Origin of the sequence: Ligilactobacillus agilis DSM 20509, assembly GCF_001436215.1 — a bacterium.
In the GTDB taxonomy this organism is placed as follows: domain Bacteria; phylum Bacillota; class Bacilli; order Lactobacillales; family Lactobacillaceae; genus Ligilactobacillus; species Ligilactobacillus agilis.
On the sequence record NZ_AYYP01000001.1, the window covers coordinates 20,060 to 45,512 of the forward strand.

Consider the following 25,453-nt stretch of genomic DNA (forward strand, 5'->3'; position numbering starts at 1 on the left):
TTATTTTGCTACCGGAACCTGGGCTTGGAGGCGTTTTAAATTCTTAATGTGCCAAGGAGTGCGGTTTAATTTAGGCAAGTTGAGCTTAAGCTTCATCAACTGGCCGTTGACCTCTTGAGTTGTTTCAATGTAGAGGTAGGTTGAAAGTAGCTGCTCCTTGCGGTAAACCTCCTTAATCTTAGCAGCCGGGATATAAAAGCCATCTCCAAAGATATCCCACATACTCTCATATTGAGCTGCATACAAGCCCGCTTCCTTAGAGAAGTGAATACAGTTGGTAACCGCCTTGCCCCGAACCGTGTTCAACGACAAGAGTACTGCATTTTCATCATACTTAATATCTGGTTGATCATCCAACATATACTCTTTAAATTTTTCCCGTTTAATAAATAATCCCATCTGACTCACCTTCTGAAAACGTTATTACAAATTCAACTATACCCAGTTTTTAAAACACTTTCAATAAAAATTTCAAGGTAAGTGTTTTAAGTGTTTCAACTCGGTTGGTAAAATAATTAATTTTTTCGCATTTTGTTATTTATTTTTAATTTATTTCATGCTAAATTAATAACCAACAAGATGAACGAGGTAATTGATTATGAAAAAGACTAACTTCAACAACATTATTATTGCAAGCATTCGGGTCATTATTAGTTAATGATGCGGCTTGCATGGTTGTGCCCGCATCGCTTGTAAGAAGATGCGGGTAGGAGTTAGCCAAGCGCTGGTGACTATCCACAGTCACCGGCGCTTTTTTGTTTGTTTTGTTAAAATTTTTTTAGAATGGATGTGACGTCTATGGAATCAGTAGAAAGTACCAACTTTAAAGTAGAAAAAGACCCGGTGAAAACTGTTATTGCCGCTTCGATGGTGGGCACCGCCATTGAATTCTTTGATTTTTACGCCTACGGGACCGCAGCGGCCGCTTATTTCCCTAAAATTTTCTTCCCAGCAATGACCCCCTTAATCGCAACCATGCTCTCATTATTAACATTCGGGGTTGCCTTTGTTGCCCGCCTAGTCGGTTCCTTTGTCTTCGGTCACTTTGGCGATAAGATGGGTCGTAAGAAGACCCTAGTCGTTTCCCTCTTATTGATGGGGTTATCCACCGTTTTAATCGGTTTTCTGCCCGGTTACCGCACTTTAGGGGTAGCAGCCGTCTTACTACTTTGCTTACTCCGCTTCGTTCAAGGGGTAGGCCTTGGGGGTGAATGGTCTGGGGCCGTTTTAGTCGCCACAGAAAATGCTCCTAAGGAAAAACGCGCCCTCTACGGTTCTTTCCCCGAACTAGGAGCTCCTATCGGTTTCTTCCTTTGCAACGGGCTCTTCTTCGTCTTAGAAAGTTTCTTAAGCCCTGCTCAAATGATGAGCTTTGGCTGGCGGATTCCTTTCTGGGCCTCAGCTGTCCTCGTGGTGGTTGGCCTTTACGTCCGGCATAAACTTCAAGAAACACCACTCTTTAGGTTAGCCCAAGAAAAGGCCGAAGTTAACCACTCCCCATTAAAGGTTGTCTTAAAGCACCACTGGAAGCAAATCCTTCAAGGAACTTTCATCATGGGCTCAACTTACGCTTTCTTCTTCACCCTAACAACCTGGTCACTTTCTTATGCCACGACTGCCCTTGGCTTCGGTCACCAAGAATTCCTCTTCTTGTTGATGATGGCCATCGTCATCTTTGCAGTCATGATCTTATTATCATGCCTTTACGCTGATAAAGTTGGTCGTAAATCCGTCCTCTTATGGACAACGGTTGCCCTACTGGTCTTCTCCTTTGTCTTTCCAGTCTTACTGAAGGGCCAACACAACATGGCTGGGATGCTCACCTTCCTAGGGGTTGGTTTCGTCATCATGGGTACCCTTTACGGTCCCGTTGGTGCCTTACTTCCAGAACTCTTCCCAACCAACGTTCGTTATTCCGGAGCCGGTATTGCTTATAACATGGCGGCGGTAGTTGGGGCAGCCTTGGCTCCTTCCATCACCACTTGGTGCATCAGCAAGTTCGGCTTAATGTCAGCTGGATACTACATGGGCGCCTTAGCCGTCTTGGCAGTCGTTGCCCTTGTTTTAACCAAGGAAACCAAGGACATGGACTTCAGTAAATAAACGCTACACTCAGTTGTTTTTGTTACAACAACATGTCAACTAACATGATATAATATACATGTTTTAACCAACATGTACCCACCCTAAACTTTCCTATTTGTACACTTACATAAGTTAGGGTTGGTATTTTTTAGACATTAAAAAGGTCGGAAACAATAGTTTCCGACCTTTTGATATATGGCTAGCGACTAGAATTGGTCAATCAACATTTGTCTGATTTCTGACAAGTATGGTTGCCGTGGGTTAGCTGGTGTACATTGGTCGTTGTAAACAAGGTCAACCAACTTATCAAGTGACTTGTCAAATTGTTCCTTAGTAACACCATTAGCTGATAACTTAGGTTCTACGTCTAAGGCCTTCATTAATTCGGCAATCTTAGCGCAAAGTGCTTCAACTAATTCAGCGTCGTCCTTACCCTTCAAACCAAGGTAACGAGCGATGTCGGCGTAGTCCTTTTGACCACGGTATACTTCGTAACGAGGGAATGGTGTCCGTTTAACGTTACCAGAAGCACCGTTGAAGCGAATAACGTGTTGCATTGCGATTGAAATTGCTAACCCGTGTGGTAACCCGAATTCCCCACCAGTCTTGTGAGCTAATGAGTGGTTAATTCCTAAGAAGGCATTAGCAAATGACATCCCGGCTAAGGTTGCAGCATAGTGCATGTTTTCACGGGCTGTTTCCCCTTCAAGGGTTGGGTGCTTAGGATCGTACTTGTAAGATGTTTCCAAGTTTTCAAAGACTAACTTGATGGCTTGTAAGGCCCATGGACGGGTAAAGTCTGAAGCCATTACGGATACGTATGATTCTAAAGCGTGTGACAATGAGTCTAACCCTGAAAGTGCAACGGTTCTCTTAGGCACAGTCATAACAAATTCTGGGTCAACGATTGCAACTTGTGGTGTCAATTCGTAGTCAGCAAGTGGGTATTTTACGTGAGTATGGTCGTCAGTGATAACCGCAAATGGAGTTACTTCTGAACCTGTCCCTGAAGTAGTTGGGATTGCGAAGAGCTTCGTGTTAGTTGAGTGGTGGAACTTAACAATTCTCTTCCGGATATCCAAGTACTTTTGTTGTAAGCGGGTAAAGAGTTCACTTACTGCTTCGTAGCTTTCCAAGAAGCCTGGTTCTTGGTCTAGTGAGTATTCGTAGATGTAGCGTGCAATCTTAGCTGCATCAAGGGCTGACCCACCACCGATAGCAATAACTGTATCTGGCTTAAATTGAGCCATTTGCTTAGCAATTTCGATTGTTTGTCCTAAGGTTGGGTCAGGACGAACTGTCCCGTAAATAGCAGTCTTAACTTCGTTATTTCTTACTTCGAGTTGAGCGTATACCTTATCAACAAAGCCGAATTGAACCATTCCTGGGTCGGCTACGATGAAGGCACGGTTGATGTCTTCATATTCATCTTGTAAGTAAGAGATAGCATTCTTTTCATAGTAAATCTTTTCTGGTAGGCGGACCCATTGTGGACGGTTACGCCGTTTTGCAACAGTTTTGACGTTCAAGAGGTCTGCAGTTGATAAGTTGTGTGACAATGAATTCTTCCCCCATGATCCTGTTCCAAGAGTTAAACTTGCACGTAATGCGTCTGTGTAAACATCACCAATACCACCGATGGAGTCTGGTTGGTTAACCAAAATCCGGGCAGCCTTAGTTCTGTCACCGAATTCTGTTACGAATGGGTCTGCTTGAGAACCAATTTGGATAGCGGCGTTGTGACCTGCCCCTTGGTAGTCAAGTAACTTAGCTACAATTTGAACCCCATTTTCACGGTCCTTAGCCTTGTAAACTGACAATAATGGAGATAATTTTTCAGAGGAAAGTTTTTCGCCAATGTTCTTTTCATCAAGTTCAAAGAGCATGACATCCTTACCGGCTGGAAGGTCTACCCCGGCATGTTCTGCAATCCACTTAGCTGGCATCCCAGCAACTGGACCATTAACCCCGTGGCGGTCGTTGAAGACAAAGTCCGCAATCTTTTGGTAGTCCTTCTTAGGTACTAAGTAAGCACCCTTTTCTTGCATCTTCTTTAACCATTCGTCATAGATTGGAGCTTCAACAACGGCTGAGTTTTCAGTTGCACAAATCATCCCGTTATCAAACCGCTTGGAAAGAAGTAAATCTTCTACCGCCCGGTCAAGGTGAGCTGTGTGGTCAACGTAGATAGCCCCGTTACCAGCACCAACCCCAAGTGATGGGTTCCCTGATTTGAGGGCGGCGTTAACCATTCCAGGACCCCCAGTTGCTAAGATAGAAGCAATCTTAGGATTTTGAATTAATGCGGTGGTATTGGCCAATGATGGGGTTTCAATCCATTGGATAATGTCCTTAGGAGCCCCAGCTGCTACGGCTGCGTCGTAAACAATCTTAGCAGCATGTGCAGAACATTTTTGAGCTTGTGGGTGGAAAGCAAAGACAATCGCATTTCTAGTCTTCAAAGTAATGATTGACTTAAACATTGCGGTTGAAGTTGGGTTAGTCGTAGGAACAATCCCTGCTAATACCCCTAGTGGAGCGGCAATCTTAACTTCACCTTTGGTTTTATCTTCTTCAATAATTCCAACTGTTTTATCATTCTTGATAGCGTGGTAAACATTTTCTGTCGCAAAGCGGTTCTTAGTATCCTTATCTTCAACGACCCCACGACCTGTTTCATCAACGGCTTCGTGTGCTAACATTAAAGCGGCTTCTGAACCGGCTAACGCAGCAGCAGCCACAATCTTATCTACTTGTTCTTGAGTGAAGGTTGCGAATTCTGCTTCCGCCTTCAATGCTTTTTGAACTAAACTATCTGTGTAGGCACGTGCCTTTTCCATTTCAGCAGCCTTTTCTTCAGCTGTAGGAACTTTCTTTTCTTTTGCAGCCATATATCAATTACCTCCAATAATTTAAAAAGCATAATGTGAATTTCTTCACTAACAATATAACGCAAAAAGAATTGCTTTTCAACGGTAATTTTTTAAAAATAATTGTAGTTTGTGACTTATCACGCTTGTTACATTGAGGAAAACTTAATTTTTTTGGAATGGTTTTCTTTTATAAAAGCTTAAGCGTTTTCGTTACAAAAGTTTATCTAATAACATTTCCCAAATACTCAATTTAGTTTTTAATTTAAATTTTTTATGGTTTTCAAATTTAAAAATTCCTGCAAAAAAATTTTTATTTTTTTGTTTTCAAATCTTTTTTCAGACAAATTATGCTCAAATCCGTGGAATATCCTTAAAAAAGATTACATAAAGTGATTTTTATTATATTTAAATATTTTGTCCAAACCTTTGACTTCCTTATTTTAAAGGGATTTGTTCCCACAGGGACGCTTAATTTCCCACTGAAATTGTGAGATTTTTAACTATCATCCCTTAAATATCCCTTATTTTTCCTGCCTAAGCCGCCTTACCTTTTTCCAGCTTAACCTGTATAATAAAGTTATTAGCACAAAAATGATTAGTTAGAAAGAATCAAAAAGAAGGGATCAATATGACATTAAAATACAAATTAGTTGCTAAGGACATTGCGCAAAAAATCGACGACCAAGTTTATACAGATAAACTGCCGAGTGAACAAGAACTGATTAACCACTACCAAGTTAGTCGTAACACCATCAGAAACGCTTTAAACCTCCTTTATAACCAAGGCATGGTGCGTTCGATCCAAGGGAGCGGCTACTTCGTTAACACTAGTGCTCAACCAGGGGAATTAATCGTTAACGGTGGGTCTAAAAAAGGCCTCTATGACTTGGAAAAGGCCGACCCCATCTCTTCTAAGGTTCTGAGCCTGGAAGTAATTCCCGCCGACCAAGAAATTGCCACGCGCTTGCAATGCCCACTTGCAACAGATATTTACCACGTTAAACGTCTGCGTTCAAATAGCAAGGAAGTTGTCAGCCTGGAAGATGCTTACTACCTCAAAAGTGTTGTGCCTTACTTGACCGAAGAAGTCTGTCGTGAATCCATCTTTAATTTCATCACTAAAACCTACGGGGTGGAAATTAAAAATGGGGATGAATTCATTAAGCTAGCCCGCCTAACTAAAGCGGAAGCCGACTTAACTGGCCTAGAAGTAGCCACCCCGGCCTTACACCTAACAGAGGTTAACTACCTTAAAAACGAGCAGCCTTTTAACTACTCCAAAACGCTCTACCTTCAAAGCGACTTAACCCTTTACTACCACGTAAGTAACTACCTTAACTAATTAAAAACCAGCCCGGAAGTAATTTACTTCTGAGCTGGTCTTTTTTATTAATTATTCGAGGTAGCCCTTAAGGACTTGTAATACGCCCGCTTCGTTGTTAGCAGGAGCAATGTAGTCCGCAATGGCTTTAACCTTAGGATCACCGTTTTTCCATGGCGTAACCATACTTAGCGTGGGTTAACATTTCAATGTCATTGCCCCCGTCCCCAAAGGCGATTAAGTCATCATGGCCTAAGTTCCAGCGCTTAAGCATTAAATCTAAGCCTTGGGCCTTATTAACCCCTTTTTTCATGAGGTCGATGCTACCAAAGCCTGACGAGGTAATCTTTAAGACCTGCCCAAATTCGGCTTGCAAGGCTGCTAATAGTGGCTTAGTGTCTTCAGCCCTCATGCCCGCTGTCAACTTTAGGTAGGCATCAACCGGTAGCTTCTCCAAACTCTCAATCAATTCGTGTTTGGGACAATAGTACTTCATCCCTTCCACAAAATCCGTTTCTTCGTCATGGGGAATATAAGCTGCCTTGACCCCACAAGCTGCTAGGTGCAATTCTGGGTAGGCCTGCTTAAATGTTACTACCTGCTTAATCACATCTAAATCTAGCGCTTGCGTTAACACCGCTTGTGTCCGGTCAATCAGATAGGCACCATTTTCGGCTACGAAGGCCAAGTCTTGGTAGTGTTCCACAAAGTCCAAGCGCAAGCGCTCGTACTGGTTACCGCTAGCCACAATGAAATGGATGCCCTGCTCGTTCATCTTGGTTAACAGATAAGCGAAAAGTTCCTTATCGTAGTTTTTTTGATCATCCAAAAAAGTCCCATCCATATCAACTGCAATCGCTTTAAATGGTGCCATCAAAATTCCTCCTTAAACAAAACGGGCCGGTAACAATCCCAGCCCGTTATTTTTAATTTTTACTTAGGCAAGTTGACCTTAACATCGTGTGGATCTGTGACCACGCAGATGACAGTCGTATCATAACCTGCTTTTTCAATTTGAGCTTTATCAAATTCTACCAAAACATCACCGGCTTTGACAAATTGCCCTTGCTTAACCTTAACGTCAAATCCTTGCCCTTTTAGCATGACAGTGTCTAAACCAATGTGTAAGAGGACTTCTGCCCCGGCAGTGGTAGTCAAACCAATCGCATGACCCGTTTCATAAGCAACTGTTACTTCTGCATCCGCTGGTGCTGTCAACACGCCTTTACTTGGAATCACTCCGAAACCTTGACCCATCATCCCAGTTGAGAAGACCTGATCTTTTACTTCGGCTAAAGGAATGATTTGCCCTTCAACAGGGGCAACCAATGTTTCTTCTGAAGCCTTAGCGTCTAAGTTAGCTGCTGGCTTAGGAGTTGAGCCTGGCCGTTGCTTCTTTTCAACCTTTTTACCCATTTCCATCTTGTCGTTGTAACCCCAAACCCAGGCAATTACAAAGGAAACGACTAAAGCAGCTGCAGATGAAAGTAAGAAGGCATAGAAACTATTTAAGTCACTTGGGTTCTTAGGGTTGAAGAAGGAAGAAAAACCGATTAATGACCCAGTGAAGCCGTACATTGTCCCGTGCATTAAGCCGGTAATGAAGCCCCCGACTGCAGACCCAATTAAACCAGAGATAAATACCCGGCGGAAGCGCAAGTTAATCCCGTAAATAGCTGGTTCAGTTACCCCACAGAAAGCGGAGATGGTAGCGGCAAAACCTAATTCTTTAATATCATCTTTTCTTGACTTGATAGCAACAGCTAAAACAGCGGCACCTTGAGAAACCATCGTTGTGGAAATAATTGCGTTTAAGGCACTTTCTCCACTACCGGTAATTTGTTGAGCCACCAAAGGCACAACGCCCCAGTGTAGACCGAAGATAACAAGTAATTGGTAGAAGCCACCAATTAGAAGCCCACCTAAACAACCGGATACATGCACCATCCAGTTAATTAAGTCCGCAATGCCGTTGGCGAACCCTTGGATAACTGGGCCAGTTACAACTAAAGTAATCGTAGAAACAACTAAGATCGTAATCAATGGGTTGAAAATCATTTGTAGGTAGCTTGGGAGGTGATCTTTGAGCCAGTCACCAACTTTTTTAGCTAACCAAGCTGCTAAAATCATTGGGAAAATTGAGTAAGTATAGTTTAGGAATTGGAACTTAAAGCCCCCAACTTCAAACATTAACTTAAAGGCTTTCCCAAAGGTTACTAGTTGTGGGTAAGTTAAAACCCCACCGATAACAGCGGCGACAATTGGGTCACTTCCCAAGCGTTTAGCGGCTGCAAACCCTACCAAAATTGGCAAGAAGAAAAAGGCCGAGTCAGCCATCGCGCTAACAGAGATATAAACTAAACTAGTAGGACTAAGTAATGAGCCTAGTTGAGGTAAAGTTAATAATGCTAAAATCCCTTTAATAATACCAGAAGCTGCGATTACCCCAACAACCGGACTCATTGACCCAGTAATAAACCCAATTAGGTTACCCATTGCACGACTAACTGGATTTTTGCCATCGTCTTCAGCGGGAGCTGGTGTTGCTTCCCCGCTAAAGCCAGGTCCTAATTGACTAACAACGGCATCAAACACGTTAGTAACTTCGTTTCCGATTACGACTTGGTATTGGCCGGAAGCGTGAATTACATCTAACACCCCAGTCGTATTCTTCAAAACATCATCGTTAGCCTTACCTTCATCCTTTAGATAAAAACGTAAGCGAGTGATACAATGAATAACGTTGGCGATATTCTCTTGCCCACCGACGTTTTCAATAATGGTTTGAGCTAACTTAGTGTAGTCCTTTTTCGCCATAAGCTTTTCCTCCATTTTACAAAAACGTTTTCTTAACTCTTCGAATTTATCTTACAACCTGTGCGCACATGTGTCAACGTATTTCCTAAAAAAAGTTATTAAAACAAGAATGTAAGCTTTTTTATAACTCTCGTCTTGCTTGTGCGCACATCTGATAATATAATAAACATAGAATTACTTTTAAAGGATGATTGATGATGGTTAAAAGTAAACAAGAAATTATTACCCAAGATATTGCTTTAAAAATTAAGCATCAACTTTATAAACCCGGTGACTACCTTCCCAGCGAAAACCAGCTAGCGGAACTTTACGGCGCAGCTAGAAATACCGTCCGTAAATCGCTCGGGGACTTAACAGACCTGGGCTTAATTCAAAAAATCAAGGGAAAGGGCTCGTTAGTCTTAGACAGCAGTCGCTACGCCTTTCCAGTTGCTGGAATCACTTCTTTTAAGGAATTAAATGAAACCTTAGGGATGAAGGCTAAAACAGAGGTCTTACGTCTAGAAGAAATTGAACAGTTACCTGCAAACATCAAAGTCGAACAGGTTGACGCAGACAAGTTCATCTTCTTGGAAAGACTGCGGTTAATCAATGACCAACCAAAAGTTTTGGACCGTGACTACCTCTTAAGTCCCCCGGTTAATTTCCTACCTATGGAGGAAGCCCAAAATTCGATTTACGCTTACCTGGAAGATAAGTTAGGCTTTGTAATTTCTTACGCAACAAAAGAAATCACCGTCCGTAAGGTTGATGACTATATCGCTAGTAAGCTCAAGTTAGAAGCAGACCGGCGTGCGGTCTTAGTTTCAAGTAAAACTTACTTAGAAGACACTAGGCTCTTTGAAATCACCGAATCTTATCACCATCCCGACGATTTCAGCTTTTTTGATTTTGCCCGCAGACGAAAAATATAAAGGAGGCTCTTATGCAAACACTCGGTCAAAAAGTAATTTATCAAATTTACCCTAAGTCATTTTATGATAGTAACAACGATGGCATTGGCGATTTACGGGGAATCATTGCCAAAATCCCTTACATTGCTAAGTTAAACATCGACATGATTTGGTTTAACCCCTTCTTTGTCTCGCCCCAAAACGATAATGGTTATGACATCGCCGATTACTACCAAATCGACCCTCGGTTTGGGACCATGGCTGATTTTGAAGAACTAGTAGCTAAACTCAAGGAAATCAACGTGGGTGTGATGCTCGATATGGTGTTAAACCACTGCTCCACCGAACACGAATGGTTTAAGAAGGCCTTAGCCGGCGACAAGTACTACCAAGACTTCTTCTACTTAAGACCGGCCAAGGCTGACGGCAGTCTCCCTAATAACTGGTCTTCCAAGTTTGGTGGTCCGGCCTGGGAGAAATTTGGCGACACTAACCTTTACTACCTCCACCTCTACGATAAGACTCAAGCCGACCTTGACTGGCACAACGAAAACGTCAGAAAAGAAGCAAGTAAAATTATCAACTTTTGGAGAAGTAAGGGCGTAGCTGGTTTCCGGTTTGACGTAATCAACGTTACTGGTAAAGACACCGTCCTAGTTGATTCAACCGATATTAATGAAGAAAAAGCCCTCTACACCGATACGCCCGTCGTGCATGATTACCTTAAAGAGCTGAATCGGACTAGCTTTGGTCAAGATGAAGACGCTATCACCGTAGGGGAAATGTCATCGGCAACTATCCCTAACTCAATCGAATACTCCAATCCAGCCGAGCATGAACTCTCAATGGTTTTCACCTTCCACCACCTCAAGGTCGATTATAAAGACGGCGAAAAGTGGAGCGACTATCCCTTTGACTTCATGAAGTTAAAGCAACTTTTCACCGACTGGCAAGAAAAAATGGACCAAGGTGGCGGCTGGAACGCCCTCTTCTGGAATAACCACGACCAACCTTGGGCCCTCAACCGCTTTGGCGACCCCGTTAACTTCCGGGTGGAATCAGCTCAAATGCTGGCTTCTGCCCTCCACTTGATGCGGGGGACCCCTTACATCTATCAGGGTGAAGAATTAGGGATGATGGACCCTAGCTACACGGATATCTCCGAATACGTTGACGTTGAAGCTTTGAATGCCTACCAAGCCCTCATTGAAGCTGGCAAGTCACCTGCAGAGGCCTTCCACCTCGTAAGCCTCAAGGCCCGCGATAATTCCCGGGTCCCAATGCACTGGAATGCCGATAAATACGCTGGTTTTTCTACCGTAACTCCGTGGTTAAAGCCAACTGACCAAGCAGAAATCAACGTTGAAAAAGAGCTAGCTAGTGGTCAAATCTTCACTTACTACCAACAGCTAATCAAGCTCCGGAAAGAAATGCCCCTCATTTCCGCAGGACACTTCCAAACCGTCTTCAAAGATCACCCACAGGTTTTTGCCTACCGGCGCTACCTTGATAACCAAGCTAAAGAACTTTTGGTTATCAATAACTTCTACGGCCAAGAAACAGAACTTGACTTAGGTACTTACGCTAACAGAGCTTGCCGTCTCGTCATCAGCAACTACGACCAAGACCTAGCCAAGTTGCCAGCCAGGTTAACCCTGCGTCCGTACGAAACTATTGCCTGGGAAATATAAGCAACTTAGCCCGAATTCCTCAAAATTCGGGCTTTTTTGCCCCAAAAAGAAAACGCTCACTATAAAATCTGTTATGATATTAATAGAATTAAATTTTCTTTGTGGAGGAATTAATATGGACTTCGATCAAATTATCACTAGCCGCCGGTCAATCCGTTTCTTTAGCTCTAAGCCGGTGGCAACCGACCTACTAACCGAAATTTTAACCTTAGCTAACTACGCCCCCTCTTGGTCTGACTCTCAACCTTGGCAGGTCTACCTGGCTCAAGGCGAGACCTTAGCTAAAATTAAAGCCGCCCACCAAAAGGCAACCGCAGTTAAGCTAGCCACTAGCCCGACCCTTGCTCCCATGCGTCGCCGCTTTTGGGAAGATTTCGCCCGCGAAAACATGCATAACAATAGCGAAGCTATGCGGGCTTTTGTCGGCGGGGCTGAAAATTTAACCGAATTTAACCAGGCACAAACCGACCTCTTTAACGCCCCCGTTATCTGTTACTTGACCATTCCTCAAAAGGCCCCAGACTGGTCCTTATTTGACCTAGGACTTTTCAGCCAAAGCCTAACCCTTGCTGCCAAGTCCCGCGGCGTCGATAGCATCATCGCCTATGAGTTAATCAAGTATACCGACCAACTCAAGGCTACCCTCCAAATTCCAGCTAGCGAGAACCTAATTGCCGGTATCGCCCTCGGCTACCGCGACTCCCACGCCCTAAACGATTACCAATCACCCCGCCGGCCGCTAGCCGAATTTGTGCATACTTTTGACTAAAAAAGACCCCCGTAATAGCACTTCAATTCCTTGTGTCATTACGGGGGTTACTGCTATTTAAAATTTTCCTTTATAGCTATTGACTTAGACTATAGTTTAAGTTGTAAGTTAATAATTGTAAACGATACTATCCGAAAATGCTTTTTAGCCAATAAAAGTTTACTAGTCACCTTATTGGCAACTAGTAAATAAATTTTAGCACCAATAACCTATTATTAGGGTATAATATTTATATAAACTTATAGTAAACGGTTTCTTTTTATAATCGGGGGGATTCAAATATGTTAAAGTATCAAAAAGTTGCAAATGATTTAGCCCAAAAAATCGAGGCAAAGGTCTATCCGGAACGACTACCTAAAGAGGAGGAACTAATCGCCGCTTACGGGGTTAGTCGTAATACCATTAGGTCTGCCCTTGACATTTTAACAAACCAGGGGATTATTCGACGCATCCAGGGTAGTGGCTACTTTGTTAGTTTTCATCCTGATCGTTTGAATAACGTGATTAATATGTCAAATAAATATGGTTTACGGGATTTAGGCGTTGAAACACCCATTATTTCTAAGGTTCTCACTCTCGAAGTCATCCCAGCTACCAAGCGAACCGCAGACTTTCTCCAATGTCGACCGGGGACACCTTTATACCACGTGCTTAGACTACGCTACAAAAACAATGAATTAATTAGTCTCGAAGATGCCTACTACCTTAAAGATGTCGTCCCTTATTTAGACGAAAAGATTTGCCAAAAGGCTATCTACGCTTTCATTATTGAACATTATAATTTAGAAATCATCAGTGGTGATGAATATTCCCAGGTACACGTCTTATCCGAACAGGAAGCAAGTCTAACTGGTTTACCCGCGGGAACACCAGCTATGTGCATCGAAGAAGTTGATTATTTAAAAAACGAGCAACCTTTTAATTACTCTAAAACCCTTTATCTAAAACCTAAACTTACTTTCTACTACCATGTCAGAAATCACCTTCACTAACAAAAAAGGGCTTCATACTTGCTAGCTATGTTACTAGCAAATATGAAGCCCTTCAATTTCCTGGGTCATTTTTAACTATTATTTAGCTTGACTAGCAGCCTGTTCGTTCTTGTAAAGCTTGTTGTCGTAACGCTTGATAAATGGATACCAAATTACGGCTGCGATAACAGCTGTTACAACGGCTAAGACAGCACCACGCCAACTTTGGGTTGCAATGAAGCCCCCTAAACCGATTGGAGTTGGCCAAGGTTGTTGAACGGTAATCTTAGGAACAAGGTGACTAGCGATTGCAGCGTAAGTAACTACGGCCGTAGTCATTGGTGCAAGTGCAAATGGAATGGCAACATCAATGTTGTAAACGATTGGTAGCCCAAACAAGATTGGTTCATTGATGTTGAATAATCCTGGAACAATAGCCAGTTTACCTAACTCACGTAATTGCACAGAACGAGCTCTAAAGCACATGTACAAAACAACACCTAAAGTTGCACCTGAACCACCAAGTAAAACAAAGGCATTAGCAAATTCACCAGCGAAAACATGGTAGCCACCAGCGTTATTAGCAGCTAAGTTAGAAAGTGTAAATGCTTGGTAGAAACTTGAAATGATAGTGGCACCGTGAATACCAACGAACCATAGCAAAGCAATTAAGAAGAAGATAATTGCAACTCCCCACCAAGAATCAACTAACTTAGAAACGAAGGAAAATGGAATATAAAGAACGTTGAAAATATCTGTTCCCATCATGACTAAAATTCCATCAATAATCCCAACAACAAAAGCAATCATGAAGCCAGGCAATAAGGCAGTGAAGGAATCAGCAACACCCTTTGGCACCGAGTCAGGCATTTTAATACCCCAACCTTTTTTAACAACCATACGGTAAATTTGAACTGCTAAGGTTCCAATGATTAAACCAGTAAAGATCCCAGTAGCTCCCAACCGGGCAAAACCTGAGGCACTAGCACCATACCCGCTAATAACAGCGCTTCCAGATTCAACCGCTTTTTTACTTGCGTTGGTCAAGAAAGATGCTTTACCATCTGTCCACACATATTGAGGGATGGTGATAAAGAAACCAAAGAGTGCTAAAAACATCCCGTTTAATGGATCAACATCAATCTTTTCTTCGTCACGATAAATCTTAGTGAAGTTAAACGCAAACGAACCTGCAAAGTAAATAGCGATAAAGCCCATAACGGCATTGTAGATGTTAGAGTAGAGGTCTTGGAAGCGACCTAAAGTATTGTTATAAAAATCTACAAACCAGTCAGCGGTAATAATCAGTTGCAAGTTACTTAAGATCAAAAACATAGAACCAACAATAGTAAATGAAATAACTGTAAATCCGGCGGCCATAACGGCACGGACAAAGCGGAAGTTAGCAAACTTCCCCATTGGACCCACAATGTGCTTGTTCAAAAAATCTTGAAAGCCAGAACTTGATGCCATGAGAGTTCCTCCTCAACTAATTTTTAATATGATTTTTCTTAAAAGCGGAAATAACCTTGTAATACTTATCTGAATTTGTTTTGACAGCTTGAAGTCTATTTAACACCATGATTGCACCAAAAATCCCGATTAATAAAATCATCGTAATAATAGCTCTAGCATTTTTAGCGCTTACAAACGGAAATACACTAGCTGCCAAGGGTGTAAAACAAATAATCCCTAGTAGTAAGTTCAGCGTCAGTTGAACTAGAAAGTAAAAAGTCGTCTTAGGTGCATCCGTTGTTTTGCTTTGCAACTTACCAGCTATCTCCATTGAAGATAGTAAGTTTAAAACAACCATCACTAACGGAATATATAATGTCCAACTTTGATAAGAAAAAGCCACTAAGGCCCAAGCCGCATTAACAAAGAAATAAGCCGCTGAAAGATACCGCACCATCATGAAACGGTTAAAGTGCATGTACTTTAAGCTTTCTTCTAGCTTTTGCTTATCTACTCTTTCTTCTCTAGTCATCTTAATACCTCCTACTAGGAATTAACGTTTACTCAGTAGTTAAACTTTTTGACTTATACAGTAATTCATATAAATCAACCATTTCTCCTGCTAGGTCACGGAACGTAATGGCGTTCATCATATGATCTTGGGAGTGAACTGTTAACAAAGTGACCTTGGCATGTTGCCCTTGTGCTTCTTTAGTTAACATATCTGTTTGGGTATTATGGGCTTCTACTAAAGCTTCATCAGCTGCTTTTAATTTTGTGCGAGCTTCTTCAATCTTGCCCGCTTTAGCCGCACGAATAGCTTCAAAAGATAGGCTTTTAGCGTTACCGCCATTAATAATCAAGCCCATAGTTACTTCTAACTGCTTTTGTTCTTCTTCAGGCGTTAATTTCTTTTCTTCTGCCATAGTTAAACCCTCTAACTCTAAATTATTTCCCCATTAATTTATCCGCTTGTGCAAGTACAGTTTTTCCATCCATCATACCGTAAGCACGCATATCAATCACATCAAATGGGATATCCTTACCGCCTTCACCACGGCCCTTTAGTTTGTTTTCAAAATCAGCACGCATATATGCAACTTGTGGTCCTAATAAAACTACGTCAATCTTCATTGTATCCAGTTTTTGGTCAGCTTCACTAGCTGAGCATGCAAAGATTTCAGTATCGCGCCCTTGAGCCTTTGCTTCATCTTGCATCTTCTTAACCAATACACTAGTACTCATACCAGCAGCGCAGTTTAACATAATAGTTTCTTTTGCCATAATAATAGCCTCCTAAAATCTTTCGGTTATTAACCGCTTTCAACGGTATAAATATAACACATTGGTACAAATTTGTAAAGACCCAAGGAATTTTTTATTTTTGATTTTCTTTAATTAACTGCTTCGCCCTAGCCAAAACAGCCGCGCCACGTAAGCGGCCGTAATCCAAGGAATTAATGACTTCAAAAGGAATTGCTTTTCCATTTGGACCTTTATCCTTAAGGAACTCTTCTAGTCTTGCAGCCATAAAAGCTAATTGCGGCCCTAACATAACCACATCATAAGTTTCAAACTGCAAATGTTGCATTAATGCTTCGGCTGCCATTGCCCTAATTTCTACATCATCTCCCTGCTTACGAGCAGCCTTTTTCATCTGTTCAACTAAAACGCTTGAACTCATTCCCGCCCCGCAACAAATCATGATTTTCATAAAAAAACCTCCGTAATATAGTTGGTACTTGAATAATTAATACCAATAAATTATAATACTTTTGAAAAACAAAATAAACCGCTTACTTACGGAGGTAAACTTTATGATTGGTACTATCGCTGGAATCCTAACCACCCTCGCCTTTGTTCCCCAGGTAATTAAAGTTGTCAAAACTAAAGATACAGCTGCGCTGTCATTAGGTATGTATTCCATTCAAGTTCTCGGTATTGCCCTCTGGTTAATCTATGGCCTATCTATTAGCGACTTCGCCTTGATTTCAGCCAATGCTGTCACCCTCTGCTTATCACTAACCATCCTTGGTTATAAATTGCGCTATCGTTAGTAATCTGACTAACTTTCTAAAATAAAAGACGCTAAAGCCAACATCATTGTCGACTTTAGCGTCCTTTATATTTACTTACTTTTATTTACCCTTGAATTTTACGGACAATCTTATCTGCAACAACCACGTCCAAAGCCGAGGTCCCGACCGTCTTAAAGACCGTGATGTCTTTGGCACTTTGCCGGCCTAGCTCTGGGTGTGAGACCAACTGGCCTAACTCGCCACTAAGATCCTCTTTTGTGATGGTTCCTTTTTCTAAGGCACCAACCACGTCACCAGCTTCTGCTAAGACCCCATCATCGGTATCGGTGAAAATTTTTGCAGCTTTAACCAAGGCTGTTTCTGGTAGCTCGTGCATCTCTAAGGTATAAGCACCCACCCCATTGATATGACAACCTGGCTTAACTAGACTCCCATCAAAAGTTGGCACCTTAGCGGTTGTAACGGTGGTAATTACGTCACATTCACCCACAACGGCATTAACGTCGGCTACGGCTTCAAATTCAACCCCAAAGGCAGCTAAACTAGTTGCAACTTCCTTGGCAAAGGCTTGGGCGCGAGCTTGGTCAATGTCAAAGATATACATTTTTTCAAAATTGCGCACAGTCAACATCGCCCGGAGCTGTTGGAAGCCTTGACCTCCAGTCCCAATTAAAAGTCCGATTTTTGCATCTTTTCTAGCCAATAAATCGGTGGCTGCCCCTTGAACCGCCCCAGTTCGTAACTGGGTTAAAAAGGTCCCATCTAAAACCGCGTTAACAATCCCTGTTTTCGCATCCATTGTCAGCATGGTGGCCGGAACTGATGGCAGGTTAGCCTTAATATTATCTGGAAAAACAGAGACAATCTTAATTCCCAAGGCTGGGGTGCTACCACTTACGTAGCCGGGCATAAAGAGGGCTTGGCCGTTATTTTCCGGCACATCAATGTTAGTCCGTAAGGGAATGTCGGCCCGGCCAGCGGAATAGAGCTCTAGGGCTTCCTTACAAGCGGCGATCGCTTCTTCCATGGAAAAATTAGCAGCAATTTGTTCTTTGTCTAAATATTGCATTAGCTTAAGCCTCACTTTCTTTACGACCAGCCATAAATAATGATACAGCTGAATAGAGTAACACAACTAAAACCACCCATTGGAGCATTTGGGTATTCAAACTCTTAACTAAGAAGACGGCAATTAAGACGCCGATTACCCCGAAAACTGACATCATGGTAATCTTGCGTGAGTAGTCTTGTAACTTGATAAATTGCATACTTCCAATTGAAACAGAAAAGGTACATGCCCCCATCATGATTGGGAAGGCGGCTGCGGGATTCATCCCCATCGCGTAAACAGTCGCCATCGTTAGGGCATAAGAACCAATCCCAATATTATTTAAAGCCCCATAAACAAACATCAACAAACCAGTTAGAACCAGCTTAGTTCCAGTTAATTCCGTTGCGGTCCCGTTAGCAGGAATCCAGTTGAATTTTCCAGCTAAAATTAAGAGACTGGCTACTAATAACCCGACCACCACGAAATTCTTGATTACTTTTTCTGGTAACTTAACCACAAAGTATGGCCCGACATAAGCGCCGATAACTTGGCAGACGATACAAACCAATAGGGTGGTTACCCCAACTGAAATACTGTTAATGTAGGCCAAAGCCATTACAAAGACAGGAATTACACACTGAGTGTTAAGTGTTCCTGGTAATTTCTTCATTGAGACCCACTTAGCTTTCGGATAGAGTGCCGTAGAAATCGCAAAGTCGGAAATTCCAAAGGTCGACAAGAAATAAATAATTACTTGCGCAATTGGTGTCCAAATTGTGCTTGCTGGTTCTGACATCACTTCATCCTTGTGCTTGATTAAATCCTTAACTAAGGTATAGATAAATAACAAGTTAATAATTACGATTGCAGTTAATAAAATCGTTAACATAAGGCTTTCCCCCTCGATGTTTATCAATCAAAATAAATGTTGCGAACATCTGCTAAATCAGCCCCAAAGACCTCCCTAGCCTCTTTATCTAATTTATTCAGTGTTCTTAGATTATAAGCATCATGCAAAACATATTCTTGGGCCATAAAGACCATCGAGCTATTTTGCGTCCACAGTAAGTCACTACCTGCTTCCTCACTAATGCGCCCCGAAACAACGGCTTGACTATCCGCTACCACGCTAAGCCAACGACCGTGATAATCGGCCTTTTTAGCTGCTTCAAAGTAGTGTTTATAATAGCGCCTAAAGGGCAATGAGTAGCGATGGTGCTGACTGAAAAGAATGACCACAAAATCATGCAGTCTACTTTCAGCTCGCTCTAAAGCTTTAATTAACGGCGGGGTTAAATCCTCGGTGTATATCTGAACGTACAGACTTTTTTGCGCAGTCTGAATCTCATACAAGGCCCGCTCCATGGCTTGCTCATAGCTTGCTAACTGCCAAACCGGAGCCTTATCAACCTTGGTGTCTAGCTGGGTTAAGTTTTCCCTTACGTCTTGAATATGCTTTTGCCGATCCAAATCCAACTTAGCCACTAACTCCTTTAAGGTTAAACTCCGATAAACGATGGGTTCTTCCTTCGATTGGAAAATTAGGCCCTTTTCGACTAGACTAGATAAAAGGGGATAAATTTTTGAGCGCGCAATCCCCGAATCCTTACTAATCTTATAGCCCGTCTTGCCATCTTCCTTATAAATCGTTAAAAAAACCCGGGCTTCATTGGGACTGAGCCCAATTTTTTCTAAAGCTGTAAGTGCTTTTTCCAAAATCACACCTTCTTTTAGTAGTTCCTTACGGTAACTACTATATAGCTTTGAAAACGATTTGTCTAGTGAAAAAGTGATTTTTTTCACATTAAAAATAACCTAAGTTAGTGGTTCACAAATGATAATTCCCGTCTAACTTAGGTTATTTAACTTTTATTTCACAATCTTTTTTTACTGCAACATTGTCTTGAGTAAAGCAATATTTTCCTGCAACTGCCGGCCAATATCCGTATCCGCCACTAACTTCCGTTTTAGCTCATGGTTGACCACCCGGGTGGTGGAAATAATGTCTTGCCCACTCTTTAAGGTTTCCTCCTTGGAAGTAAAAGGATGGTGGGCAACTAGCTGTAGGCCATATGAGTTATAAAGCAAGGTATAACCACCAAAGCCTGTCGTGGGCTGATAAGCCTTAGAATACCCCCCATCAATCACAATCATGCGGCCGTTGGCTAAGATGGCCTCGTGGCCCCGCTTAACCGGAGTGTGGCCGTTAATAACGTGGCCACTAACGTCTAGGCCAAATTCACCTAAGAGCTTCTTAACGAACTCCTCTTGCTTTCTCAGTTTGAAATAAGGGTTACGGACTTCTTCGTGACTGGCCTTATCCTTGATAAAGTAGCGGGCAAAGGTCGTCATCTGTTGTTTGCCAAACAAAGGTGAAATCGGCCCCTGCCACAAGTACCAAATTAGATCCTGCGCCGTTTGGTCACCTTCGGGGTGATTATAGGCATAACGGACCTGGTCATCAAAGAAATCCAGTAAGGCCCGGCCCGCATAAGCTTTGCCTTGGTAGTTAAAGGCTAAAAAGTTACCGGCTTCATCTACCGGTAAGCAGCCGTGAACCAAGAGGTTGCCATTATAAGTTAAGTACATGCTGCCCTTATTAACTAAAAAGTCTAGGTGTTTTCTTAGGGCCTTGGAATTCACAAAGGATTGCCGTAACCCTAAAATAATCTGTTCTTCTTCTGGGGTTAATTGGTAGGGGTGCTTAGGATCAATTGTATCAAAACAAGTATTTTCTAGCTGATAGGTCCGCTTGTTTAACTTAATCGTTTGAGCCTGGTAGTCGATTTTAGACAGGAGGGCGGTTTGTTCCATCTTAAAATCTGGTTGGCGCGCGATTACTTGTCCCTCTAATTTGAATTGCATAATCGCCAGGGCTTGTTGGAGCTGCGTTAACTGTAACTGCTCCCCCCGAAAGCTAAATGAGTCGCCCTTGACTAAGTTAGGCAAAAAAGCAGGGTTTAGGCCATAGGTTTCCTCGGCAAACTTCGATAGGTGCCGCAAGCTAATACCGTAAGCGTCTTCGACCGTCGCCAAGTTATTATAGCGTGCACAAATCCGTAAGAGGTTTAGCATGCACAGCTCAGAGCCACTGGCAGCCCCGATCCAAAGCATGTCGTGGTTGCCCCACTGGATATCGACGGAATGGTAATTCATTAAGGTTTCCATAATTAAATCGGGATGCTCACCCCGGTCATAAATGTCGCCAATAACATGTAGGTGGTCTACCACCAACCTTTGGATTGTGTAGCAACTTTCTTTAATGAACTCCTTAACCACCCCCATCTTAACTAGGTTTTTCAAGAGTTGGTTGAAGTAGTTGCGCTTATCTTCTTGGGCTTGATCGGTGTAAAGCAACTCTTCGGTTATGTAAACAAAATTAGGGTCCAGGGCCTTTCTAACCTTAGACCGGGTATACTTGCTAGCAACCATCTTCAACAGCTCTAGCAGGCGGATAATTGTATCTAAATACCATTGCTCTAGGTCCACTTGGCTTAACTTTTGTTCCTGCAAGTGTAACTTATCTTCGGGATAATAAATCAGTAAGGCAAAGTCTTGCAAACTCTTTTGAGTCAAGCGACTACCGAAGGTCTCCTTGATTTTTTGGTAGACGTTGCCTGACCCGTTACGCAAAATATGGTCAAAGGCCGAGTATTCTCCGTGTAGATCCGAAACAAAGTGCTCAGTTGCCTTAGGCAGGTGTAAAATTGCCTCTAAGTTCATTATTTCAGTAACAACCGCTTCCCTAGTCGGAAATTTTTCAGCTAGCAAGCGGCGGGTATAGGTCATATAATCACTTTGCTTTAAACTTGTTTGTGACATTTTAAAGCCCCCTAGTAATTAAAAGAATGTTTTTATTATATTCCTTACCATCGTTATTTTCAAACTTTATTTTTAAGTATTTACGTAAAAGGTAATAAAAAAAGACTCGGAATCCGCAAATTCCAAGTCTCACTATGTAATAATACGAACCCGACATCCTAAAAGGTTCATATTCAATTATCCTAAAATCCCTTTTTCTCCAAAGGCTTTCCCTTTGTATCGTTTGAGTAAAGACACTAACAACTAACAATAACTTTGTCCTTACCTAAACAAGTATCCCTAAAACACTTATGATTATATGGATACTCCCCCCTAAAAGCAATTATCAAGGTAATTTTAGGGTTCATATATATACAAGTTGAGATTGGTATAACTGATATAAAGCCCTTCATAACAAGCATATACAAGTTTTAAAGCTTGTCTAGTTTGGTTTCTTTCCTAAATTTTTAGGCTAAAGTTCAATAAGTTGTAAATTATCTTTTTTCGAAACTTGTCTATACTTGAAAGGGGTTTATTAAGCGCTTATGAGAAAAAAAGAGCCGCCTGCCAATAGCGACCCTTTTACTTCAGCTTACTTTTTATCAACCAAAACAGTTCCTGCCGGTGGATTTTGCTTAAGTGCTCCCTTGATTTTATGTGGTTGATATAATTCCTCTAGGTAAGCTACCTCTGCTGGCGTCAATTTAAGGTTTAAAGCAGCAACCGCATCGTCAAAATGACTAGGCTTGGTAGTCCCTACAATTGGCGCCATTACTCCTTTAGCCCACTGCCATGCTAGGGCTATCTGTGTCATTGAGACCCCGTGTTTTTGGGCTAGCTCGTTTACCCGCAAAACAATTTGATAGTCCTTATCCTTAGTGTCATCATATTTTCCCATCGCCACGCGGTCAGTCCGTGAACGCAAACTATCTGTTTGCCAACCTAAATGACTCAAGTGGCCCGCAGCTAACGGACTATAAGGCATCAAAGATACCCCGTATTGCTTGCAAACCGGAATTAATTCCCGTTCGTCTTCACGGTATAAAAGGTTATAGTGGTTTTCCATTGCCTCAAATTGGGCTAAACCTGCTTGCTTAGCAAATTCCTGCATGTTGTGAAACTGGTAACCGTACATTGCCGAAGCGCCTAGCGCCCTAACTTTACCGGCTTTTACCAACTCATTTAAGGCTGTCATCGTTTCTTCAATCGGCGTCTCATAGTCAAACCGGTGGATGATGTACAAGTCTAGGTAATCTGTTCCTAGCCTTTTTAAAGTACCATCAATTTCACGTTGAATTGCTTGAGCTGACAACCTGCCCGGATTGAAATAAACCTTAGAAGCAATTACCACTTGATCACGAGCAACATTTCTGCGCAAAGCCCTGCCTAAATATTCTTCACTTGTTCCCTGCGAATAGCTGTTGGCTGTGTCAAAAAAATTAATTCCTGCATCTAAAGCATGCTTAATGACCTGTTCACTAGCAGTGGCATCTAGGGTCCAATCATGCATCGTGCCCGCCTTTCCAAAGCTCATACAGCCTACACAAAGCTTGGAAACTTGGATGTCCGTCTGGCCTAAAAATTGATACTCCATTTTAAAAAACCCCTTTCATTTATGCCTACTATACAACTTGGAGTTAAGTCCAAGTCAAGCTAAAAAAACCTGGTTACCCACGGGGGTAACCAGGTTGATGTGCTTATTAAATTTTAGCTGCAGTTGCTTGAATTTCTTCAGCGTCTGGTAAATAATCGTTTTCGACGTAAATCTTATGCCACATCATGAAGGCTAAGACCGTCCATAATTTCCGTGAATTATCAGCCTTACCATCCCGGTGGTCATCTAATAACTTAAGCATGTATGTCTTGTCTAAGTATTTGTCTGTTTGGGAGGCCAAAATTTGGTCTTTAGCCCAATCGTAAAGTTCATCCTTAAGCCAGAATCTGAGTGGTACTGGGAAACCTAGCTTTCTTCTGTGTAAGACGTGGTCAGGAACAATCCCTTCAACCGCCTTACGTAAGATGTACTTAGTGGTATTATTGGCAATCCGTAAGTCGGCCGGAATTTCCCGGGCAACGGCAAAGACTTCCTTATCTAAGAACGGGGTCCGCAACTCAAGACTGTGCGCCATTGTTGTTCGATCGGCATTATGGAGTAAGTCACCGTTAAGCCACTGATTAATGTCCACAAATTGCATCTTCGTCACAGGGTCATAGTTCTTAGCAATATCGTAATATGGTTTAGTTACATCCACAAATGGTTGATTAGCATCATATTGGGTCATAAACTGTTGCTTTTCTTTTTCATTAAAGATAAAGGCGTTACCAACATAACGTTCTTCTAGTAGAGTCGTCCCCCGAAGTAAGAAGCTCTTACCCTTAACCCCTTCTGGAATGATACGGGCTAGGGCATGGAGCGCACCATTTAATGGTTTAGTGTAATTAAACATCTTAAGTGAGTATGGTTCGTGGTAAATAGTGTAACCACCAAATAACTCATCGGCCCCTTCACCGGTTAAGGCAACCTTGACTTGCTTACGAGCTTCCTTAGCCACAAAGTATTGAGGCACAGCAGCTGGGTCAGCCAAAGGATCATCCATGTTCCAGATGAAACAAGGAAAAGCCTCAACAAAACGTTGGGGGGTGATGACTGTGCTAAAGTTTTCCACGTCTAGTTTAGCCGCAGTTTCCTTAGCAACATCGATTTCATTATAGCCTTCCCGTTCAAACCCAACGGAGAAGGTCTTTAACTTCGGACTTAGTTGTCTTGCCAAAGCCACCACGATGGATGAGTCAATCCCACCCGAAAGGAAGGAACCGACGGTAACATCAGCCCGCATGTGTTTTTCAACCGAGTCCAATAAGACGTTACGGACCCGCTTCACGTATTCTTCTTCTGGCCGGGCAATTACATTGAATTCTGGCTTAAAGTAGCGCTTAGTAACGACGGCTTGGCCTGGTTTTTTAATAATGTAATGGCCTGGTAAGACGGCCTTAATTTCTTTAGTTAATGTCTTAGGTTCGGGTACAAATTGGAAGGTCATGTAATCTTGAAGCGCAGCCTTATCAAAGCTCTTGTCCTTCAAGACCTTGTAAATAGCCTTACCTTCTGAAGCATAGTAGAACTTATCGCCCTCTTCAGCGTAGTAAAGCGGCTTAATTCCAAAGTGATCCCGGGCTGCAAACATCGTTTTGGTATCACGATCCCAAATTACAAAGGCATACATTCCCCGCAGGAAGTCGACACACTTTTCTTTATAACGCGCGTACATTGCGATAATAACTTCTGAATCGGAGTCAGTTTTAAATTCGTAGCCTTCCTTTTTCAAGTCGGCTCTTAATTCAAGATAGTTATAAATTTCCCCGTTGAAGGTCATCCAATAACGGTCGTTATCGTAAGATAGAGGTTGGTGACCCCCTTCTAAGTCAATAATACTTAAACGGCGAAAACCCATTGTGATGTGTTCATCTTCAAAGTAACCTGAATCATCAGGTCCCCGGTGAACAATCATTGAATTCATATCGCTGACGGTCAGCTGATCATTAAGATCTTTGGTATTTTTAATTGTTGTCAGACAGCCAACAAATCCACACATATTTTAAACTCCTCTTTATTTTTCCCTTAAACTTAGATTGGTTCAAATCTACCTAGTATTTATCATAACATAAAAAGTTCTTGGCAAACCTTAA

The 25,453-nt window shown here is 42.2% G+C and carries 22 protein-coding genes; 7 read left to right on the forward strand and 15 right to left on the reverse strand.

Annotated features, from left to right (window positions below; translation table 11 throughout):
- A complete protein-coding gene (locus FC14_RS00075; RefSeq protein WP_056975517.1) occupies window positions 1-399 on the reverse strand; it encodes a hypothetical protein in 399 nt (132 codons plus the stop codon).
- Window positions 400-798: 399 nt separating this feature from the next.
- Between FC14_RS00075 and FC14_RS00080 the strand changes: the two genes are divergently transcribed.
- Window positions 799-2,103, forward strand: coding sequence for an MFS transporter (locus FC14_RS00080; protein ID WP_056975519.1), 1,305 nt, complete (start codon window positions 799-801; stop codon window positions 2,101-2,103).
- 188 nt (window positions 2,104-2,291) lie between these two features.
- On the opposite strand, the gene adhE is transcribed toward FC14_RS00080, so the two are convergent.
- Window positions 2,292-4,976 carry a bifunctional acetaldehyde-CoA/alcohol dehydrogenase gene (gene adhE, locus FC14_RS00085; protein ID WP_056975521.1) on the reverse strand — a complete coding sequence of 895 codons (2,685 nt, stop codon included), beginning with the start codon at window positions 4,974-4,976 and terminating at the stop codon, window positions 2,292-2,294.
- A gap of 610 nt (window positions 4,977-5,586) precedes the next feature.
- Here adhE and FC14_RS00090 point away from each other — a divergent pair.
- Complete coding sequence (locus FC14_RS00090) at window positions 5,587-6,300, forward strand: GntR family transcriptional regulator (RefSeq protein ID WP_056975523.1); 714 nt, start codon at window positions 5,587-5,589, stop codon at window positions 6,298-6,300.
- A 139-nt stretch (window positions 6,301-6,439) separates the two neighbouring features.
- Here the strand turns inward: FC14_RS00090 and FC14_RS00095 are convergent, their stop codons facing one another.
- Both FC14_RS00095 and FC14_RS00100 read right to left on the reverse strand, forming a co-directional pair.
- On the reverse strand, window positions 6,440-7,153 hold the full coding sequence (locus FC14_RS00095) for a Cof-type HAD-IIB family hydrolase (protein ID WP_235804484.1): 714 nt from the start codon (window positions 7,151-7,153) through the stop codon (window positions 6,440-6,442).
- 59 nt (window positions 7,154-7,212) lie between these two features.
- Complete coding sequence (locus FC14_RS00100; RefSeq protein ID WP_056975526.1) at window positions 7,213-9,096, reverse strand: glucose PTS transporter subunit IIA; 1,884 nt, start codon at window positions 9,094-9,096, stop codon at window positions 7,213-7,215.
- A 197-nt stretch (window positions 9,097-9,293) separates the two neighbouring features.
- Between FC14_RS00100 and treR the strand changes: the two genes are divergently transcribed.
- The 4 genes from treR to FC14_RS00120 all read left to right on the forward strand — a co-directional run bounded on the left by treR (window position 9,294) and on the right by FC14_RS00120 (window position 13,441).
- Window positions 9,294-10,010, forward strand: coding sequence for a trehalose operon repressor (gene treR / locus FC14_RS00105; protein WP_172575627.1), 717 nt, complete (start codon window positions 9,294-9,296; stop codon window positions 10,008-10,010).
- Between the two features lie 11 nt (window positions 10,011-10,021).
- The gene (gene treC, locus FC14_RS00110) at window positions 10,022-11,680 is read left to right on the forward strand and encodes an alpha,alpha-phosphotrehalase (protein ID WP_056975530.1); all 1,659 of its coding nucleotides are present in this window, start codon (window positions 10,022-10,024) and stop codon (window positions 11,678-11,680) included.
- A 115-nt stretch (window positions 11,681-11,795) separates the two neighbouring features.
- Window positions 11,796-12,449, forward strand: coding sequence for a nitroreductase (locus FC14_RS00115; protein ID WP_056975532.1), 654 nt, complete (start codon window positions 11,796-11,798; stop codon window positions 12,447-12,449).
- 281 nt (window positions 12,450-12,730) lie between these two features.
- Entirely contained in the window at window positions 12,731-13,441 is a 711-nt protein-coding gene (locus tag FC14_RS00120) for a GntR family transcriptional regulator (protein WP_056975534.1), read from the forward strand.
- Window positions 13,442-13,519: 78 nt separating this feature from the next.
- Here the strand turns inward: FC14_RS00120 and celB are convergent, their stop codons facing one another.
- From celB to FC14_RS00145, 5 genes are all read right to left on the reverse strand, one after another.
- Window positions 13,520-14,893, reverse strand: coding sequence for a PTS cellobiose transporter subunit IIC (gene celB / locus FC14_RS00125; protein WP_056975536.1), 1,374 nt, complete (start codon window positions 14,891-14,893; stop codon window positions 13,520-13,522).
- Between the two features lie 16 nt (window positions 14,894-14,909).
- Entirely contained in the window at window positions 14,910-15,407 is a 498-nt protein-coding gene (locus FC14_RS00130; protein ID WP_056975538.1) for a hypothetical protein, read from the reverse strand.
- Between the two features lie 28 nt (window positions 15,408-15,435).
- Complete coding sequence (locus tag FC14_RS00135) at window positions 15,436-15,801, reverse strand: PTS sugar transporter subunit IIA (RefSeq protein ID WP_056975540.1); 366 nt, start codon at window positions 15,799-15,801, stop codon at window positions 15,436-15,438.
- 22 nt (window positions 15,802-15,823) lie between these two features.
- Window positions 15,824-16,159, reverse strand: a complete 336-nt coding sequence (locus FC14_RS00140; protein WP_050611454.1) for a PTS sugar transporter subunit IIB — start codon at window positions 16,157-16,159, stop codon at window positions 15,824-15,826.
- A 94-nt stretch (window positions 16,160-16,253) separates the two neighbouring features.
- The gene (locus tag FC14_RS00145) at window positions 16,254-16,589 is read right to left on the reverse strand and encodes a PTS sugar transporter subunit IIB (RefSeq protein WP_056975543.1); all 336 of its coding nucleotides are present in this window, start codon (window positions 16,587-16,589) and stop codon (window positions 16,254-16,256) included.
- A gap of 103 nt (window positions 16,590-16,692) precedes the next feature.
- Between FC14_RS00145 and FC14_RS00150 the strand changes: the two genes are divergently transcribed.
- Window positions 16,693-16,932 carry a SemiSWEET transporter gene (locus tag FC14_RS00150; protein ID WP_050611456.1) on the forward strand — a complete coding sequence of 80 codons (240 nt, stop codon included), beginning with the start codon at window positions 16,693-16,695 and terminating at the stop codon, window positions 16,930-16,932.
- A gap of 85 nt (window positions 16,933-17,017) precedes the next feature.
- On the opposite strand, the gene FC14_RS00155 is transcribed toward FC14_RS00150, so the two are convergent.
- The 6 genes from FC14_RS00155 to asnB all read right to left on the reverse strand — a co-directional run bounded on the left by FC14_RS00155 (window position 17,018) and on the right by asnB (window position 25,359).
- Window positions 17,018-17,983 (reverse strand): ornithine cyclodeaminase, encoded by a 966-nt coding sequence (locus FC14_RS00155; RefSeq protein WP_056975545.1) that lies wholly within the window; start codon window positions 17,981-17,983, stop codon window positions 17,018-17,020.
- Window positions 17,984-17,987: 4 nt separating this feature from the next.
- Window positions 17,988-18,854 (reverse strand): sulfite exporter TauE/SafE family protein, encoded by an 867-nt coding sequence (locus tag FC14_RS00160; protein ID WP_050611458.1) that lies wholly within the window; start codon window positions 18,852-18,854, stop codon window positions 17,988-17,990.
- Window positions 18,855-18,877: 23 nt separating this feature from the next.
- On the reverse strand, window positions 18,878-19,681 hold the full coding sequence (locus tag FC14_RS00165; protein WP_056975546.1) for a TrmB family transcriptional regulator: 804 nt from the start codon (window positions 19,679-19,681) through the stop codon (window positions 18,878-18,880).
- Between the two features lie 171 nt (window positions 19,682-19,852).
- Window positions 19,853-21,787, reverse strand: coding sequence for a fructose-1,6-bisphosphatase (locus FC14_RS00170; protein WP_225365294.1), 1,935 nt, complete (start codon window positions 21,785-21,787; stop codon window positions 19,853-19,855).
- Between the two features lie 571 nt (window positions 21,788-22,358).
- Window positions 22,359-23,360, reverse strand: a complete 1,002-nt coding sequence (locus FC14_RS00180) for an aldo/keto reductase (protein ID WP_056975550.1) — start codon at window positions 23,358-23,360, stop codon at window positions 22,359-22,361.
- A 106-nt stretch (window positions 23,361-23,466) separates the two neighbouring features.
- Window positions 23,467-25,359 carry an asparagine synthase (glutamine-hydrolyzing) gene (gene asnB / locus FC14_RS00185; RefSeq protein ID WP_056975552.1) on the reverse strand — a complete coding sequence of 631 codons (1,893 nt, stop codon included), beginning with the start codon at window positions 25,357-25,359 and terminating at the stop codon, window positions 23,467-23,469.
- Between the last annotated feature and the right edge of the window lie 94 nt (window positions 25,360-25,453).